The 18649-nt window shown below is 60.1% G+C and carries 15 protein-coding genes; 9 read left to right on the forward strand and 6 right to left on the reverse strand.

Annotation, left to right across the window (positions count from 1 at the left end; genetic code table 11):
- Together cydB and TX24_RS31165 are read left to right on the forward strand one after the other, a co-directional pair.
- The gene (gene cydB / locus TX24_RS21570; protein ID WP_014720024.1) at positions 1-1008 is read left to right on the forward strand and encodes a cytochrome d ubiquinol oxidase subunit II; all 1008 of its coding nucleotides are present in this window, start codon (positions 1-3) and stop codon (positions 1006-1008) included.
- 12 nt (positions 1009-1020) lie between these two features.
- Positions 1021-1185, forward strand: coding sequence for a DUF2474 domain-containing protein (locus TX24_RS31165; RefSeq protein WP_003194328.1), 165 nt, complete (start codon positions 1021-1023; stop codon positions 1183-1185).
- Between the two features lie 131 nt (positions 1186-1316).
- Here the strand turns inward: TX24_RS31165 and TX24_RS21575 are convergent, their stop codons facing one another.
- On the reverse strand, positions 1317-2441 hold the full coding sequence (locus tag TX24_RS21575; protein ID WP_047711833.1) for a methyltransferase: 1125 nt from the start codon (positions 2439-2441) through the stop codon (positions 1317-1319).
- Between the two features lie 140 nt (positions 2442-2581).
- Positions 2582-3292: a helix-turn-helix transcriptional regulator gene (locus tag TX24_RS21580; RefSeq protein ID WP_057711056.1), complete on the reverse strand. Its 711-nt coding sequence runs from the start codon at positions 3290-3292 to the stop codon at positions 2582-2584.
- Between the two features lie 447 nt (positions 3293-3739).
- Between TX24_RS21580 and TX24_RS21585 the strand changes: the two genes are divergently transcribed.
- The gene (locus tag TX24_RS21585; RefSeq protein ID WP_057711057.1) at positions 3740-4516 is read left to right on the forward strand and encodes a ferredoxin--NADP reductase; all 777 of its coding nucleotides are present in this window, start codon (positions 3740-3742) and stop codon (positions 4514-4516) included.
- A 41-nt stretch (positions 4517-4557) separates the two neighbouring features.
- Here the strand turns inward: TX24_RS21585 and mscL are convergent, their stop codons facing one another.
- Positions 4558-4974, reverse strand: coding sequence for a large-conductance mechanosensitive channel protein MscL (gene mscL / locus TX24_RS21590; protein ID WP_003194320.1), 417 nt, complete (start codon positions 4972-4974; stop codon positions 4558-4560).
- Positions 4975-5261: 287 nt separating this feature from the next.
- On the opposite strand from mscL, the gene katB reads away from it, so the two are divergent.
- Genes katB through radA form a run of 3 tightly spaced genes read left to right on the forward strand, consistent with a single transcriptional unit; the run spans position 5262 to position 8803 of the window.
- Positions 5262-6803, forward strand: coding sequence for a catalase KatB (gene katB / locus TX24_RS21595; protein ID WP_057711058.1), 1542 nt, complete (start codon positions 5262-5264; stop codon positions 6801-6803).
- Positions 6804-6860: 57 nt separating this feature from the next.
- Positions 6861-7400, forward strand: a complete 540-nt coding sequence (locus TX24_RS21600; protein WP_003194316.1) for an ankyrin repeat domain-containing protein — start codon at positions 6861-6863, stop codon at positions 7398-7400.
- Positions 7401-7435: 35 nt separating this feature from the next.
- Positions 7436-8803 carry a DNA repair protein RadA gene (gene radA / locus TX24_RS21605; RefSeq protein WP_003194313.1) on the forward strand — a complete coding sequence of 456 codons (1368 nt, stop codon included), beginning with the start codon at positions 7436-7438 and terminating at the stop codon, positions 8801-8803.
- Between the two features lie 128 nt (positions 8804-8931).
- On the opposite strand, the gene TX24_RS21610 is transcribed toward radA, so the two are convergent.
- On the reverse strand, positions 8932-9300 hold the full coding sequence (locus TX24_RS21610; RefSeq protein WP_044268811.1) for a PilZ domain-containing protein: 369 nt from the start codon (positions 9298-9300) through the stop codon (positions 8932-8934).
- Positions 9301-9474: 174 nt separating this feature from the next.
- Here TX24_RS21610 and TX24_RS21615 point away from each other — a divergent pair, with 174 nt between their 5' ends.
- From TX24_RS21615 to yjiA, 3 genes are all read left to right on the forward strand, one after another.
- Positions 9475-11541 (forward strand): carbon starvation CstA family protein, encoded by a 2067-nt coding sequence (locus TX24_RS21615; protein ID WP_003194310.1) that lies wholly within the window; start codon positions 9475-9477, stop codon positions 11539-11541.
- 15 nt (positions 11542-11556) lie between these two features.
- Positions 11557-11754: a YbdD/YjiX family protein gene (locus TX24_RS21620; protein ID WP_003194308.1), complete on the forward strand. Its 198-nt coding sequence runs from the start codon at positions 11557-11559 to the stop codon at positions 11752-11754.
- A 184-nt stretch (positions 11755-11938) separates the two neighbouring features.
- Entirely contained in the window at positions 11939-12895 is a 957-nt protein-coding gene (gene yjiA, locus TX24_RS21625; RefSeq protein WP_057711059.1) for a GTPase, read from the forward strand.
- Between the two features lie 189 nt (positions 12896-13084).
- Here yjiA and glyA read toward each other — a convergent pair whose 3' ends face one another.
- Complete coding sequence (glyA, locus tag TX24_RS21630) at positions 13085-14338, reverse strand: serine hydroxymethyltransferase (protein WP_003194304.1); 1254 nt, start codon at positions 14336-14338, stop codon at positions 13085-13087.
- Between the two features lie 240 nt (positions 14339-14578).
- Positions 14579-18430, reverse strand: a complete 3852-nt coding sequence (locus tag TX24_RS21635; RefSeq protein WP_044268778.1) for a sensor domain-containing protein — start codon at positions 18428-18430, stop codon at positions 14579-14581.
- Positions 18431-18649 lie beyond the last annotated feature (219 nt).

The raw sequence follows: 18649 nt of genomic DNA on the forward strand, positions 1-18649 counted from the left end.
ATGGGTATTGATCTTCCGCTGATCTGGGCCGTGATCATCATCTTCGGCATCATGATGTACGTGGTCATGGACGGCTTCGACCTGGGGATCGGCATTCTTTTCCCGTTTATCCCGGGCAAAGTCGACCGTGACGTGATGATGAACACCGTGGCGCCCGTATGGGACGGCAACGAAACCTGGCTGGTACTTGGCGGCGCGGCGTTGTTCGGCGCGTTCCCGCTGGCCTATTCGGTGGTGTTGTCGGCGCTGTACCTGCCGCTGATCCTGATGCTGATCGGGCTGATCTTCCGCGGCGTGGCCTTTGAGTTCCGCTTCAAGGCCAAGGACCACAAGCGTCACCTGTGGGATAAGGCGTTTATTGGCGGCTCGCTGGCGGCGACCTTCTTCCAGGGCGTGGCGCTGGGTGCCTTTATCGACGGCATCCCCGTGGTGGACCGCCAGTTCGCCGGCGGCTCACTGGACTGGCTCACGCCGTTCACGATGTTCTGCGGCGTGGCGCTGATCGTGGCGTATGCCTTGCTCGGCTGCACCTGGCTGATCATGAAGACCGAAGGCAAGTTGCAGGAGCAGATGCACAACCTGGCGCGGCCTTTGGCGTTTGTAGTGTTGGCGGTGATCGGCATCGTCAGCATCTGGACGCCGCTGACCCACCCGGAAATCGCCTCGCGCTGGTTTACCCTGCCGAATCTGTTCTGGTTCCTGCCGGTGCCGATCCTGGTGCTGGTCACCATGTACGGTTTGATCCGCGCCGTGGCACGTAACGCGCACTACACGCCGTTCTTGCTGACGCTGGTGCTGATTTTCCTCGGCTACAGCGGCCTGGGGATCAGCCTGTGGCCGAATATCATCCCGCCGTCCGTGTCGATCTGGGATGCCGCCGCGCCGCCGCAAAGCCAGGGCTTCATGCTGGTGGGCACGCTGTTCATCATCCCGTTCATCCTGGGCTACACCTTCTGGAGCTACTACGTGTTCCGCGGCAAGGTCACCCACGAAGACGGCTATCACTAGGAGGGTTGAAACATGTCTAAACCTTCGTTGCACGAGATTGAACAGGCCGAGAAGCAGCCGTTGTGGCGGCGTCTGGGGTGGCTGGCGATGATCTGGACCGGCAGCGTGCTGGCCCTGTTCGTGGTGGCCAGCCTGATGCGCATGTTCATGAATGCGGCAGGCCTGAGCACCCACTGACACCCATACCAATAATGTAGGAGCGAGCTTGCTCGCGAAAAACGTCAACGATAACGCGGGGTGCCTGGCGCCCCGCGGTATTCTCAGGTTTTTCGCGAGCAAGCTCGCTCCTACAAGTAAGCAGGGGTTTTTTATTTTCGCGCTTTGAGGATGACGAACTTGGGTGTGGCGGCTACTTGCTCGACGCCACGGAACAGCCGCGCCAGCTTGCTGTGGTAGCCCAGGTGACGATTGCCGACGATGTACAAGGCGCCACCGACCACCAGCGCTTCGCGTGCCTGCTGGAACATGCGCCAGGCGAGGAAGTCACCGACCACTTGTTGTTGGTGGAACGGTGGGTTGCACAGCACCACGTCCAGCGACTGCGGCTCCTGGCCGGCCAGGCCGTCGCCGGCCTGCACGGTGACGTCCCGCTCACCCAAGGCGGCTTGCCAGTTTTCGGCGGCCGATTGCACCGCCATGTACGACTCATCCACCAAGGTGTAATGCGCGTCGGGGTTGTGCAGGGCGCTGGCAATTGCCAGTACGCCGTTGCCGCAGCCCAGGTCCGCCACGCGGGCGCTGCCCAGGTTTTTTGGCAGGTGCGGCAGGAAGGCGCGGGTGCCGATGTCCAGGCCTTCGCGGCAAAACACGTTGGCGTGGTTACGCAACTCGATGACCGGAGCATCCAGGGTATAGCGGGTCGGGTAGGGCGAGACCGCAGCAGGACGTGCCTCGACGCTCGCGATCAACAGCCGCGCCTTTTTGACCGCCAATGAGGCGTGCATGGGGCCGATGTAACGCTCCAGCAATTCGCCAGCAGCCCGTGGCAAATGCTTGACCATTGCGCCTGCGATCACCTCGGCGCCGGGCGCCAGTTGCCCTTGCAGGCGGATCAGTTGTTCTTCCAGCAACGCCAGGGTTTTCGGCACGCGGATCAATACGCGATCGAATGGCCCGGTCGCAAGCTGGCTGGCCGGTATGAAGGGCACGGCATCAAAGGGTTTGCCGTTGCGCATCAGGTTTTTTTCCAGGCCCTGAGCCGCGAGGAACGAGTCACCGCTGGAGGTCACCTGCACCTGGCCTTGAAGGCTGGCCGCCAGGGCGCCGAAGCTGTCATTGAGGACCAGCACGCGGGTGGCGGCAGTAGGCTGCTGCGCGGCGAGGTGGCTGAGCAGGTATTCGTCGGCGGCATCGAAGGCTTGCAGCGGATCATTGTGTTGCTCTGGCTGACGAATCAGGTCGAGCTGGGCGAAAGGGCTGTCAAGCAGGGGCATGGCGGGGCAAGGCTCTGGGTAATCGACGGACCGTCTGAGTGAACGGCGGGGCAACCATGGGAAGCGCACCCTCAACACTCAGAATTGGCCGTAAATGTTACGTTTTTTTCAACGCGATGACATGCGGTGTTTTGCGTAGGCTAAAACAGCCCGGCTTTAGCGGCGCGCAGCACCGCCTGGATCTTGTTGTGCACGCCCAGCTTCTTGAAGGTACTGCTGATATGAAAACCTACCGTGCGTTCGGACAGGCAAAGAATCGCGGCAATCTCGGAGGCCGTCTTGCCCATCGCGGACCACTTGAGAATTTCCGTTTCCCGGGCGGTCAATTTGCTGGGCGCTTTGATGTCGGGCGCGTCGGCGTACTTCTGCGCGACGACCGCATGCATCGCATGGCAAAGCCACAACACCTGGCCGGCTTTTTCGTAAAGCTCTTCAGGGCTGACCTCGCCCTTGCTGCGAACCAGGGTCAGCATGCTGAACACACCTTGGAAATCATGCACGGCTTGGGTCCAGCCTAAATGCACCCCGCATGACTGGGCCAACTCCCACAGCTGGGGCGTGTTGGCAAAGGTTTTTGGTTCCCAGAGAATGGGCAATACCGAACTTTTGCAGTGGGTTACAACGGGGTCTACATCGAAGTAGTGTGCTTGTTTATAAATGTGGCTCCATTCGTTTGGATAGTTATTTAATAGAATGGGTTTTGTTTGAGTGTCTTGTGACTGGGAGCTCATCGTAAAAGAGCAATATTCGAAACCCAGCTCATAGGTGTGGTTAATCACCATCTCAAACACACTGGTGATTTCACTCTCGCCTTCCAGCTTGGGCAGCCGGGTGTTATGCCAATTGACCATCGGTGACTCTCCATAGGTTTCTGTGTGACTTGGGTACGTCCTGATCTCCCAATGCAACTCGAAAACAAGTGTAGGGGAAGTCCTACAACTGAGTCTGAAAAATATTTTACTTACAGGGTTTGTTTCGCTCGCCGGCTTTGTACAAGACTTTGGGCTTTGTATAAGAGCGCTTGGCAGCGGCTTTTTTTTCAATATTTTTAATGTCTTAAAAACAGTATCAAAATGATGTCGTTGTAAGTGCCGTTTCATCTAGTGAGGTGTTCGGGGTGCATTAATAGCCAAATAATTAGTTCCAGTGAGGCGCTCATGGTTTAGCCCCTGGCTGGCTCAAAAAACGTGCGCGCCAGCTGCGCGAGCCTTCAGCGATTGCAAAGCCAGTACCAATCATCGGTGTTTGCGCGGTCTGTTTTGAGGGACACTAACGGCCTGTGCAAAACGGAGCCCCCCATGACGGCCAGTGCTGAGAAATTTACCCGCCAGACCCTGCTCGATGTGCAATCGCTGACCCCCAGCCTGTTCACCTTGCGCACCACCCGCGATGCCGGTTTTCGTTTTACCGCCGGCCAGTTTGTGCGCCTGGGCGTTACCAAGGCGGATGGCAGCACCGTCTGGCGTGCCTATTCCATCGTGTCTTCGCCGTTTGACGAGCATCTGGATTTCTTTTCCATCGTGGTCCCCGGCGGTGAGTTCACCAGTGAACTGAGCCGCCTGAAGGTGGGCGATACCTTGCTGGTAGAGCGCCAGGCCACGGGTTTTCTGACCCTTAACCGCTTTGTCGACGGGCGCGACCTGTGGTTGCTGGGAACCGGTACGGGCATTGCGCCGTTCCTGTCGATCCTGCAGGACTTCGAAGCCTGGGAAAAATTCGAGCGCATCATCCTGGTGTACAGCGCCCGGGAAGCCAAGGAACTGGCCTACCAGTCGCTGATCAACACACTGGGTGAGCGTGAGTACCTGGCCGATTACGCCCACAAGCTCACCTACATTCCCATCGTCACCCGCGAGCTGCATCCGGGCGCGTTGAACGGGCGTATTACGGCCCTGATCGAAAATGGCGAATTGGAGCGGGCCGCCTGCGTGGAGCTGACGGCGCAGGATTCGCGCGTACTGATTTGCGGCAACCCGCAGATGGTCGATGACACGCGCCAGTTGCTCAAGCAGCGGGACATGCAACTGAGCCTGAGCCGACGGCCTGGCCAGGTGGCGGTAGAAAACTACTGGTAGAAAAAAGGCGCCTTGCGAGGCGCCTTTTTTGCATCCGCAGGTTAAAGCGGCTTGTTGTTCTGTGCCTTGAGCAGATCGCGGATCTCGCCCAGCAGCACTTCTTCCTTGCTCGGCGTCGGCGGCAGGCTTGGGGCCACGGCCTCTTCGCGCTTCAGACGGTTGATCGCCTTCACGCCCATGAAGATTGCAAACGCGACGATCACAAAGTCGATGATGCTCTGGATGAACTTGCCGTACGCCAGCACAACCGCGGGGACATCGCCCTGTGCTGCCTTGAGCGTGATGGCCAGATCGGCAAAGTCCACACCACCGATCAGCAGGCCGATGGGAGGCATTATCACGTCGCCTACAAATGAGGAAACAATCTTGCCGAAGGCAGCACCGATGATGATACCGACGGCCATGTCGACCACATTACCTTTGACCGCGAAGGCCTTGAACTCACTGATCACGCCCATAGGTTATTCCTTGTTACAGTTGAGGAGGGTGGAGGTCAGTGTAATTCAGTCGAACAGCGCTTGCTCGACACAACTGTTAACACTGTCGGTTTTTATCGACACATTAAATCGCAAATAGTTTGCAAAGTGCCATCAATCGCGCGCGAATTACCGGCTATTTCAGCGAGTTACCAGATTTTTTTCTTAATCGGGCCTGTGGTGTTTTTCTATTTATCTTCTGACTCGCAGGTCACTAGCCTCTGGCAAGCACAACTGAATGTGCATTAAAAAAACCAGAGGAAACCTCGATGAACACTCCAATCAGCTGCAGGCCCGTGTCGGCGCGCCACGCGCTGGCCCTGGTGACCGCCAGCCTGCTTTCCCTCTCTGTGCAAGCCGCCAACCTGACCCGCGATAACGGGGCCAACGTCGGTGATAACCAGAACTCCCAGACCGCCGGCGCCAACGGCCCGGTGCTGCTGCAGGACGTGCAACTGATCCAGAAGCTGCAGCGCTTCGACCGCGAACGCATCCCGGAGCGCGTGGTTCACGCACGCGGCACGGGCGCCCATGGCACCTTCACCGTGACCGACAACCTCAGCGACCTGACCAAGGCCAAGGTATTCGCCGCCGGTGAAACCACGCCGGTGTTCGTGCGCTTCTCGGCTGTGGTGCATGGCAACCACTCCCCGGAAACCCTGCGCGACCCACGAGGCTTCGCCACCAAGTTCTATACCGCCGAAGGTAACTGGGACCTGGTCGGTAATAACTTCCCCACGTTCTTTATTCGCGATGCCATCAAGTTCCCGGACATGGTCCATGCCTTTAAACCGGACCCGCGCACTAACCTGGACGATGACTCGCGTCGTTTCGACTTCTTCTCCCATGTTCCAGAGTCCACTCGTACACTGACCGAGTTGTACTCGGACTCCGGCACCCCAGCCAGTTACCGTGAAATGGACGGCAATGGCGTACATGCCTACAAGTTGATTAATGCCAAAGGCGAAGTGCACTACGTCAAGTTCCACTGGAAGAGCCAGCAGGGCATCAAGAACCTTGATCCCAAGCAAGTTACTGAGGTGCAGGGGCGCGACTACAGTCATATGACCAACGACCTGGTCACGCACATCAACAAAGGCGACTTCCCTAAGTGGGACTTGTATGTGCAGGTGCTCAAGCCTGAAGACCTGGCCAAGTTTGATTTCGACCCACTGGATGCCACCAAAATCTGGCCGAATGTGCCCGAGCGCAAAGTCGGGCAAATGGTGCTGAACCGCAACCCGGCCAATGTGTTCCAGGAAACCGAACAAGTGGCGATGGCCCCGGCCAACCTGGTACCGGGTATCGAGCCGTCGGAAGACCGCTTGCTGCAAGGCCGGGTGTTCTCCTACGCCGATACGCAGATGTACCGCCTGGGCGCGAACGCCCTGCAACTGCCGATCAACGCTCCACGGGTCACCGTCAACAACGGCAACCAGGACGGCGCGATGAACTTCGGCAAGACCACCACCGGCGTGAACTACCAGCCAAGCCGGCTGTTGCCACGCGAAGAGCCGCAAACCGCGCGCTACAGCCAGTCGCCGCTGTCGGGCAGCACCCAGCAGGCGAAGATCCAGCGCGAGCAGAACTTCAAACAGGCCGGTGACCTGTACCGTTCCTACACCAAGAAAGAGCGCGAGGACTTGATCAACAACTTCGGCGGCTCATTGGCCACCACCGATGACGAGAGCAAGCACATCATCCTGTCGTTCCTCTACAAGGCGGATCCGGAATACGGCACCGGCGTGGCCAAGGTCGCCAAGGGCGATCTGGCTCGCGTGAAAGCGCTGGCGGAAAAACTGACTGACTGATTCGTTGGTTGCGGTCGGCGCCTTCACGGGCGTCGACCTTTGGCAGGAGAACACCCTATGCGCATCTCTATCGGTTTACTGATGGCCATGCTGGCCTTCGCTGCCCATGCCGAGTCCCCCGACCCGGTGGCGCTCAAGGCGCAGTTGCAGGACTACTATTTCGACGCCGCCCGTCGTGGCGACCTCGACATGCTCAACACCTTCATTGAGTCCGGCTACGGTCTCAATACCCAGGACGACAAGGGCTACACCGCGTTGATCCTGGCTGCCTATCACGGCCAGGGCCCGTATGTGGAGCGTCTGCTCGATGCCGGCGCCGACGCCTGTGTGCAGGATCAACGCGGCAACACAGCGTTGATGGGCGCCATCTTCAAAGGCGAGCTGAAAATCGCCCAGCGCCTGTTGGCCACCGACTGTAACCCTGACCAACGCAACGGCGCAGGGCAGACCGCCGCCATGTACGCCGGGCTGTTCAAACGTGTCGAGTTGCTGGGGGCGCTGCAAGCCAAAGGCGCCGACCTGAACGCCGAAGACCCCGTCGGTAACAGCGCTTCACGTTTGGCTAATGGCGAAATCCGGACCCCAGCGTCGCGCTGAGCTATCATCGCGGTTTTTCGGTTGGAGGTTCTCATATGGCAAAGGCCAAGCGCATGTACGGCTGCACGGAGTGCGGCGCGACCTTTCCCAAATGGGCGGGCCAGTGCTCCGAATGCGGCGCGTGGAACACCCTGACTGAAACCATGATCGAGAGCGGCGGTGCCGCAGCCCCCACCGGCCGTGCCGGTTGGACCGGGCAACAGGCGCAGATCAAGACCCTGGCCGAAGTCAGCGTCGAAGAGATCCCGCGTTTTTCCACTGCCTCCGGCGAGCTGGACCGGGTACTGGGCGGCGGCCTGGTGGACGGCTCGGTGGTGCTGATCGGCGGTGACCCAGGCATCGGCAAGTCCACGATCCTGCTGCAAACCCTGTGCAGCATCGCCAGCCGCATGCCAGCGCTGTATGTCACCGGCGAAGAATCCCAGCAGCAAGTGGCCATGCGCGCCCGGCGCCTGGGCTTGCCTCAGGATCAGTTGCGGGTGATGACCGAAACCTGCATCGAAAGCATCATCGCCACGGCGCGCATCGAAAAGCCCAAAGTCATGGTTATCGACTCGATCCAGACGATTTTCACCGAACAACTGCAATCGGCACCCGGCGGCGTGTCCCAGGTGCGCGAAAGCGCGGCGCTGCTGGTGCGTTACGCCAAGCAGAGCGGCACGGCGATCTTCCTGGTCGGCCACGTCACCAAGGAAGGCGCACTGGCCGGGCCACGGGTGTTGGAACACATGGTCGACACCGTGTTGTATTTCGAAGGGGAGTCCGACGGTCGCCTGCGCCTGCTACGGGCGGTGAAGAACCGCTTTGGCGCCGTCAACGAACTGGGTGTGTTCGCCATGACTGACCGTGGGCTGAAAGAAGTCTCGAACCCCTCGGCGATTTTTCTCACCCGCGCCCAGGAAGAAGTCCCAGGCAGTGTGGTGATGGCGACGTGGGAAGGCACCCGGCCGATGCTGGTGGAAGTCCAGGCGCTGGTGGATGACAGCCATTTGGCCAACCCACGGCGCGTCACCCTGGGCCTGGACCAGAACCGCTTGGCGATGTTGCTGGCGGTGCTGCACCGGCATGGCGGCATTCCGACTCACGATCAGGATGTGTTCCTCAACGTGGTGGGCGGGGTCAAGGTGCTGGAGACCGCGTCCGACCTGGCGTTGATGGCGGCGGTGATGTCCAGCCTGCGTAACCGGCCGTTGCCCCATGACTTGCTGGTGTTTGGCGAGGTGGGTTTGTCGGGCGAAGTACGCCCGGTGCCGAGTGGGCAGGAGCGGTTGAAGGAAGCGGCCAAACATGGCTTCAAACGGGCGATTGTGCCCAAGGGCAATGCCCCGAAGGAGGCGCCGCCGGGGTTACAGATTATTGCTGTGACGCGGCTGGAGCAGGCGTTGGATGCGCTGTTCGAATAATCCGCAACACTGCTGAACCCCTGTGGGAGCTGGCTTGCCTGCGATAGCGGCGGGTCAGCTTACCCATCCTTGTCTGATACACCGCCATCGCAGGCAAGCCAGCTCCCACCCTTGATTCATGTTGGCAGCTAGATCTCCAGCAGGGCGCCCAGTTCGCGCTCCAGCTCTTGCTCATCACCCAGGTTCAGCTCAACGAACCTGCGCAAATGGCTGATCGAATCCAGATCAATGTGTTTGCACACAAAGCCCAATTGACCCTGATCTTCATGGGTCAGCCGCGCTTGCAGCTTTATATGCGTCTTCTGGTCCAGGCGTATGTCGATGTCAAAGGGCAGCGCTTTATTCCCCTTCCAGTCGTCAGGCCGTTCCACCAGTAAACCTTTGAGTGATAGATCCAGCAGTTTCACCGGCCATTCGCTGCCGTTTTGCCGAAGTTCGGCCGTGGCATCAAAGGCAATCCGGCGGAAACGGCGACGTTCAGACGCATGCTCGGTCATGGTAAAGCCCTCTGTGAATGGGAGGAGTGTAGCCCCGGGCCATCAAGGGGTGATTATTTCGGCTTTTTTTTCCGGTTGAAGGCTCTAGACCAACGTAGGGGGCTGGTCTTTAAGGCTAGTAGCGCTAAACTCGGGCTGGCTGTCCTTTCTGTCCACCCTGGCTGGAATATAAAAATGAAAAATAATAATAGCCTGCTACGCCACTTACCCTGGCTGGTGCTGGCAATCGTAGGAGCGTGCGCCCTGGGCGTAGTGGCCTTGCGCCGCGGCGAGGCGATAAACGCCTTGTGGATTGTGGTCGCTGCAGTGGCCATCTACCTGGTTGCGTACCGTTACTACAGTCTGTTCATCGCCAACAACGTGATGCAACTCGACCCTCGGCGGGCAACCCCTGCGGTGGTCAACAACGATGGTCTGGACTATGTGCCGACCAACAAACACATTCTTTTCGGTCACCACTTTGCGGCGATTGCCGGTGCAGGCCCGTTGGTCGGCCCGGTGCTGGCGGCGCAAATGGGCTATCTGCCCGGCACCCTCTGGCTGATTGCCGGGGTGGTGCTGGCCGGTGCGGTGCAAGACTTCATGGTCCTGTTCCTGTCCACCCGTCGTAACGGCCGTTCCCTGGGGGATATGGTTCGCGAAGAGATGGGCCGCATTCCCGGGACCATCGCGCTGTTCGGCTGCTTCCTGATCATGATCATCATCCTCGCGGTGCTGGCGCTGATCGTGGTCAAGGCCCTGGCCGAGAGCCCATGGGGCATCTTCACGGTGATGGCGACCATCCCGATTGCGATGTTCATGGGCATCTACATGCGCTACATCCGCCCGGGCCGCATCGGTGAAATCTCGATCATCGGTGTGCTGTTGCTGCTGGGTTCGATCTGGCTGGGCGGGCAGATTGCCGCTGACCCGGTGTGGGCCAAGGCGTTCACCTTCACCGGCATCCAGATCACCTGGATGCTGATCGGCTACGGTTTCGTGGCCGCTGTGCTGCCGGTGTGGCTGATCCTGGCGCCCCGCGACTACCTGTCGACGTTCCTGAAAATCGGCACCATCATCGCCCTGGCGATTGGCATCCTGGTCACCATGCCTGACCTGAAAATGCCGGCACTCACCCAGTTCATCGACGGCACCGGCCCGGTGTGGAAGGGCGGCCTGTTCCCGTTCCTGTTCATCACCATTGCCTGTGGCGCGGTCTCCGGCTTCCATGCGCTGATCTCCTCGGGCACCACGCCCAAGCTGTTGGCCAGCGAAAGCCATGCCCGTTACATCGGTTACGGCGGCATGCTGATGGAGTCGTTCGTGGCCATCATGGCGATGGTTGCCGCCTCGGTGATCGAGCCTGGTGTGTACTTCGCCATGAACAGCCCGGCCGCCATTGTCGGCACCGACGTGGTTACCGTGGCGCAGACGGTCAGCAGTTGGGGCTTTGCCATTACGCCTGAGGCGCTCTCTGCCGTGGCCCACGATATCGGCGAAACCACCATCCTGGCGCGTGCCGGTGGTGCACCGACGTTGGCAGTGGGTATCGCGCAGATCCTGCACAGTGTGCTGCCGGGTGAAAACACCATGGCGTTCTGGTACCACTTCGCGATCCTGTTCGAAGCGCTGTTCATCCTCACGGCGGTCGACGCCGGTACCCGTGCCGGTCGTTTCATGCTGCAAGACCTGCTGGGTTCGTTCGTGCCGGCGCTCAAACGTACCGAGTCCTGGACCGCCAACCTGATCGCCACGGCCGGTTGCGTGGCCATGTGGGGCTACTTGCTGTACCAAGGTGTGATCGACCCGCTGGGCGGTATCAACACCTTGTGGCCGCTGTTCGGTATCTCCAACCAGATGCTGGCGGGTATCGCGCTGATGCTGGCGACCGTTGTGCTGATCAAAATGAAGCGCCAGCGCTACATCTGGGTGACCATGTTGCCAGCGGTGTGGCTGTTGATCTGCACCACCACTGCGGGCTTCATCAAGCTGTTCGACGCCAACCCGGCGATCGGCTTCCTGTCGCTGGCCAAGAAATACAGCGATGCCCTGGCTAACGGCCAGATCCTGGCCCCGGCCAAGAGCATCGACCAGATGCAGCACGTGATCTGGAACGCCTACACCAACGCAACGCTGACGGCGCTGTTCCTGTTCGTGGTGTTCAGCATCCTGTTCTATGCGCTCAAGGTGGGTGTCGCCGCCTGGGGCAACAAAGAGCGTACGGATAAAGAAGCCCCGTTCCAGGCTGTACCGGACGCGTAAACGAGGATTGCAAACATGTTCAATGACATCAGTCGCCTCGGTAAATACCTCGGTCAGGCCGCCCGCCTGATGGTCGGCATGCCCGACTACGACACCTACGTCGAGCATATGCAAACCAAACACCCGGACAAGCCGGTGATGGACTACAAGGCGTTCTTCCGGGAACGCCAGGAAGCCCGTTACGGCGGCAAGGGTGGGCCCAAGTGCTGCTGACCCGGTAACGCGGGCCAATGCAATATCCCTGTGGGAGCAGGGCTTTCTGTGGGAGCTGGCTTGCCTGCGATAGCATCACCTCGGTCTGACGCAAGCACCGAGTTGTCTGCATCGCAGGCAAGCCAGCTCCCACAGGGGCCTTTGCTCCCACATTTGTTTCTGTGTTTCTTCAAGGAGAATCTCTTTGTCCTCTCCCATCCCCGTCACCATCCTCAGCGGCTTCCTCGGCGCCGGCAAGACCACCTTGCTGCGCCACCTGCTCAAAGCCGAGCACGGCTTGAAAATCGCCGTGATCGAAAACGAATTCAGTGATGCCGGTATCGACACCCAACTGCTGGGCGACGAGCCGGTGCAAGTGATGACCCTGTCCAACGGCTGCGTGTGCTGCACCATCCACACCGACCTGACCAAAGCCCTGTACCTGCTGCTGGAACGCCTGGACAGCGGCGAGATCGCCTTCGACCGGTTGGTGATCGAATGCACCGGCCTGGCCGACCCGGCGCCGGTGGCCCAGACCTTCTTCATCGACGAAGAACTGCGCGAGCGCTATATCCTCGACGGCATCATCACCCTGGTGGATGCGGCCCACGCCGAGCATCACCTGACCCAGACCATCGCCCAGGCCCAGATCGGCTTTGCCGACCGCCTGTTGGTGAGCAAGCGCGACCTGGTAGACGACGCCAGCTTCGACGCCCTCAGCCAGCGCCTCACCCGCATCAACCGCCGTGCGCCGATTCGGGTGGTGGACCACGGCAAGATTGACCTGGCCGAATTGCTGGATGTGCGCGGTTTCAACCTCAACGCCGGCATGAGCCTGCGCCCGGTCAGTGCAGCGCCGTCGGTCGACCGTATTTCCAGCCTGGTGCTGCGCACCGACCAGCCGCTGGATATCGACCGCCTCAGCGAGTTCATGAACGAACTGCTGGAAGACCATGGCAAGCAACTGCTGCGTTACAAAGGCGTGCTGAATATTGCCGGGGAGGATCGACGCATGGTGTTCCAGGGCGTGTTGAAGCTGTATGGCTTCGACTGGGATACCGAATGGGCCGAGGGCGAGGCGCGGGAGAGTGTGATTGTGTTTATTGCCGATGAGCTGCCCGAAGACAAGATCCGCCAAGGCTTTGCGCGGGTCTACCAATAAATCCGGCTTGAAATGCACTCCAATGTGGGAGCTGGCTTGCCTGCGATAGCGGCAGGTCAATCACTGATGGGCTGACTGCAAAACCACCATCGCAGGCAAGCCAGCTCCCACACTTGACCCTGTTTCAAATTGAAATCGGCATAAAAAAGCCCGGCACAAAAGCCGGGCTTTTTATTCAAGCAACTGCAGTTACGCGCCGTATACCGGCAGCTTCTTGCAGATGGCCTTGACCTTCTCACGTACCGCGTCGATCACGGCTTCGTTGTTCAGGTCGGCCAGGATGTCGCAGATCCAGCCGGCCAGTTCCTTGCACTCAGCTTCCTTGAAACCACGGGTGGTCACAGCCGGAGTGCCGAAGCGCAGGCCGGAGGTGACGAACGGCGAACGTGGGTCGTTCGGCACGGAGTTCTTGTTCACGGTGATGAAGGCTTTGCCCAGGGCAGCGTCAGCATCTTTACCGGAGATGTCCTGCTTGATCAGCGACAGCAGGAACAGGTGGTTTTCGGTACCGCCGGACACCACGTCAAAACCGCGCTCGATGAACACGCTGGCCATGGTCTTGGCGTTCTTGACCACTTGCTGCTGGTAGGTCTTGAACTCAGGCTGCAGTGCTTCCTTGAAGCAGATCGCCTTGGCCGCGATCACGTGCTCCAGCGGGCCGCCTTGGGCGCCCGGGAAAACGGCGGAGTTGAGCTTCTTCTCGATCTCTGCGTTGGCACGCGCCAGGATCAGGCCGCCACGTGGACCGCGCAGGGTCTTGTGGGTCGTGGTGGTGACCACGTCAGCGTAAGGCACTGGGTTGGGGTAAACGCCCGCAGCTACTAGACCGGCCACGTGGGCCATGTCGACGAACAGGTAGGCACCCACCTTGTCGGCGATTTCACGGAAGCGTGGGAAATCCAGGATCTGCGAGTAGGCAGAGAAACCGGCCACGATCATTTTTGGCTTGTGCTCGACCGCCAGACGCTCGACTTCGTCGTAGTCGATCAGGCCGTTGGCATCGATACCGTACTGAACGGCGTTGTACAGCTTGCCGGAGGACGAAACCGTGGCGCCGTGGGTCAGGTGACCACCGTGGGCCAGGCTCATGCCCAGGATGGTGTCGCCGCCTTGCAGCAGGGCCAGGTACACGGCGCTGTTGGCTTGGGAGCCGGCGTGTGGCTGGACGTTGGCGTAATCGGCGCCGAACAGCTCTTTTGCACGGTCGATGGCCAACTGCTCAACCACGTCGACGTACTCGCAACCACCGTAGTAGCGCTTGCCTGGGTAGCCTTCGGCGTACTTGTTGGTCAGAACCGAACCTTGAGCCTCCATCACCGCAGGGCTGGTGTAGTTTTCCGAAGCGATCAGCTCAATGTGCTCTTCCTGGCGCACGGCTTCTTGCTCCATGGCGGCGAAGAGATCGGCGTCGTACTTGGCAATAGTCAAATCACGGCTGAACATGGCGGTCCTCAAGGATCGGGGGCAGAAAAGGAGGGCATTCTAACCCAATGGGTTTTAGATGGCATATGAAAGGACATCATGTCGCGGACAAGTGGGGTTCATCTGGGGATAGGCGGTGTGTTGACTAGCCCCTTCGCGAGCAAGCCCGCTCCCACATTCGAGCGCATTTCAACGTTGGAACGCGGTCAAGTGTGGGAGCGGGCTTGCTCGCGAAGGGGTCATCAACTGCACCGCAAAATCTCAGTCAAACATGAACAGCGCATCATTACTGAACTGCACCTCAAACCGATTCGCCGGCATTGGCCGCCCGAACAGGTAACCCTGCACCTCATCACAGCCATGCTCACGCAGGAAGTCCAACTGCTCATGGGTTTCCACGCCTTCGGCAATCACTGCCAGGTTCAGGCTGTGGGCCATGGCAATGATCGCCCGGGCAATCTGCGCGTCCTGCTCACCCGAGGGCAGGCCGTCGACGAAGGTGCGGTCGATCTTCAGCACATCGATGGGGAATTGCTTGAGGTAGTTGAGCGACGAATAGCCGGTGCCAAAGTCGTCCACCGCGATGCTCAGGCCCAGGTTCTTCAGGCTGGCGAGGATCTGCAGGGCTTCGTTGACTTCGCGCATCAGGATGCTTTCGGTCAGCTCCAGCTCCAGGCACGCCGGCGGCAGGCCAGTGTCCTTGAGGATGGTAGCGATGCGCGTGCCCAACTGGCCGTCGGAGAACTGCCGTGCCGAAATGTTCACGGAAACTTTAGGCACGCGCACTTTGTTCTGGTGCCAGGCCTTGAGCTGGCGGCAGGCTTCGCTGATCACCCAGTCGCCGACATCCACCACCAGCCCGAGTTCTTCCAATACCGGGATGAAATCCCCAGGCGGCACCAGCCCGCGACGCGGGTGGCGCCAGCGCAGCAGGGCTTCGGCGCCGGTCAGGCGTTTGCCGTCGCCGCTGAATTGCGGCTGGTAATAGAGCACGAATTCGTTCTGGTCCAAGGCGTGGCGCAGGTCGCTTTCCAGCTCCAGGCGCTCCAGGGCGCTGGCGTTCATGTCGGCCTGGTAGAACTGGAAGTTGTTCTTGCCGCGTTCTTTAGCGTGATACATCGCCGTGTCGGCGTTTTTCATCAGTTGGCTCAGCTCGTTGCCGTCTTGCGGGCTCAGGGCGATGCCGATACTGGCGGTCACGAAGAACTCGCGGCCTTCGAGCACGAATGGCTTCACCAGGCTGGCCAGAATCTGCTCGGCCACATGGATCGCACGGTTCAGCGCCATTTCGCGGCTGACCCGTGGTTGCAAAAGCAGGGTGAATTCGTCGCCGCCCATGCGCGCCACGGTGTCGTCTTCGGCCACACAGCCGAGCAGGCGCGTGGCCATTTCCTTGAGCATACGGTCGCCGGCCGCGTGGCCGAGGGAGTCGTTGATCGGCTTGAAGCGGTCGAGGTCGAGGAACATCAGCACCACCCACGACTTCTGCCGTTCGGCGGACTGCAACGCGGTGTGCAGACGGTCCTGGAACAGGGTGCGGTTGGGCAGGTGGGTCAGGGCGTCGTAGTAGGCCAGGCGGTGGATGCGCTGCTCACTGGCCTTGCGCTCGCTGATATCGCTGAAGAAACACACGTAGCTGGCCAGGTCGCCTTCGTCGTCGAACACCGCGGTAATGCCGACCCAGGCCGGGTAATGCTCGCCATTGAGACGCTTGAGCCACACCTCGCCTTCCCAGGTGCTGTGCTGGTGCAATTGTTTGAGCACATAACGCAGGTGGGCTTCCTGCTGCTCATCGACGGTGAGCATATTGGGCAACTGGTCGAGCACATCGCTCACCGCATAGCCGCTGACCCGGCTGAACGCCTCGTTGGCCTGCACGATGTAACCGGCCGGGTCGGTGATCAGGATCGCCGAGGTGGAATGTTCGAATACCGTGGCCGCCATGCGCAGGTCTTTTTCGGCGCGGCGTTGCTGGCTGATATCGCGGCCCACGCCGAGGATGCCTTCAAACGCGCCATGTTCATCCCACACCAGCACCAGGCGCAGCTCTATCGGCACCTTGCGTCCGTCGGCGCGCAGGCAGTCGAACAGAAACAGTTGGGTCTGCACTTCATCGCGCAAGGTGTTCAAGGCGTCGGGGTTGCCGAGGGCGCGGCTGACCTGCTCCATCAGGCTGTAAATGCCGGTCAACTGCTGCGGGTTGGCAACGATTGACTGCCAGCCGTTCTTGAACACCCAGTCCACGTCATAGCCCAGCACGGTGTTGACCGAGGGGCTGATGTAGTTGAGCGCCAGTTGGCTGTCGGTGGAGCAGATCACGTCGCTGATGCTTTCGGCCAGCATCCGGTAGCGCTGTTCACTGTCGCGCAGCGATTCACTGGCCTCGATCTGGTCGGTGATGTCCTTGGCCACGCCGATGATCCGAGTGACCACCGTAGACGTATCCCGGGCCAGGGCCTGCTCGCGGATGTCGAAGCGGCGCCACTGGTTATTGCGGTGGCGAAAGCGCAGTTGGCAGTGCAGTTGGGTGGTGTAAGCGGCTTGGCGTTGCTGCTGACGCAAGTCGTGGTAATGCTCGGCGTCTTCGGGGTGCAGCAGGATTTCCCAGAAGTACTCGCCCATTTGCTGCAGTTCGGCCTTGTTGTAGCCCAAGGTGTGGCCCAGATGATGGTTGCTGAAAATCATGCGCTGGCTGATCACATCCTGCACATACAGGTGATCGGGCACCGTGCGCACCACATCCGACCAGAAGCTTTCACGCTCCACCAGCGACAGTTCGATCAGCTTGCGGCTGGTGATGTCGCTGATGCTGAGGATCACCGCCTTGACGTCATCTTGCTGCTCCGGCAAACGCATCACCAGCCACAGGTACTGTTCGTTGCCGGCCACGTCGTTGAGCTGGATTTCCAGCTCCAGCTGTTTTTGCCGGGTCAGTACGGCTTCCAGCACCTGATAGCCGATGGACGTAGCATTGCTCGGGCAATCATCGATCAGGCGCTCCCAGGCTTGCTCGCAGGACGCGACGTTCAGCAGGCGCACGGCCATCTGGTTGACCTCGGTGACGCGCAACTCCTTGAGCAGTTGCTTGCGCTGCGTGGGGTTGGCCTGCAACCAAGCGTGCAACTGCTCGCGGCTTTGCACCTGGGTTTTGTCGCAAAACGCCTTGAGCCCCGACAGGTCCAGCACGCACAAGGCCACGCCGGTGCCTTCGAAGATGTCCTGATAGCGCCGCCGGCCTTCATTCACCTGGCGTTGGCGGCGGCGCATGTTGAGCAGCACGATCACCGGGATCAGCGAAAACGCCAGGCCGAGCAGGCACTTGCCGATAAAGGCCGGCAGCAGCTGTTCCAGCACCGCACCGCGGTCAAACATGCCGCGCAGTTGCCAATCGCTTTTGCTCAACGGCGTGACCAGCACGCTGCGGTTCAATTCTTCCGGGGTCAGGGCGCCGGACCACTGCGCCGGCATCCCGCTGTCACGGCTGACCACACGATGGTTCAGGCTGTTCTCGATCGCCCACATCGGGCGCTGGCCCTGAACATCCTGGCGCGTGAGGTTGGCCAGATAATTGGGCGCCAGGCGCAAGGCCCAGTACACCTTGGAGCCACCGCTGGGTTGGTGCAGCAACAGATAGATGACCGTGCCGTCATTGTCGTTGCTCAGGTAGTAGGACTGGGCGTGACTGCGCTTGACCAGGTCTTCGAGCAGGGCACTGTCTCGGCTACCTTGGGCAGTGTCGCTGATCAGGGCGCCGCTGGGGGCGAGCAGGGCGAAGCTGCGCAAATCCGGCAGGGAGCGCTGCAGAGAGCGCATCAAGGCCTGTTGCTGTTCGGCGGTGCGCGGTGGTTCAAGGATGGGCAGCAGGTTCAGGGCGATCTGCGCGCTCAGGGCCATGTTCTGGCTGATCTGCTCAGCCAGGTCGGCGCTGTAGTCGATGGTGTATTGCTGTTGGTTTTTCTGGTTTTGCTGCAATTGGTCAAGCAGTTGCCAGAACAACAAGGCGAGCAACAGCAGGACAAGCGTCGCCAACGCGCCTTTCAAGGTGCCGTGCAGGGGCGCTCCCGGCGCAATATGAGCGGCGCGCAAGGGCGTGGGCGGCGTGACGTTGGACAAACTGTGATCCTGCGGTTTGGCTGGACTGGCGCGCGACGTGCACTATAAGCCGGACGCCCGAAGGGCGGCTAGCATGCCTTGAGTTGTGGCAAAGTGCCAGTCCTGCCTGGCTGGACTGCCCCAGCGCATTCAGGTAGCTTTGCCGGTTACGCGGGGGCGTTCCAGCCCCAGACATTCAGGCTTTTTTTGCTCGCTGGCATTGATGATAGTCAAAGGCCC

Source organism: Pseudomonas lactis, from assembly GCF_001439845.1.
Lineage (GTDB): Bacteria > Pseudomonadota > Gammaproteobacteria > Pseudomonadales > Pseudomonadaceae > Aquipseudomonas > Aquipseudomonas lactis.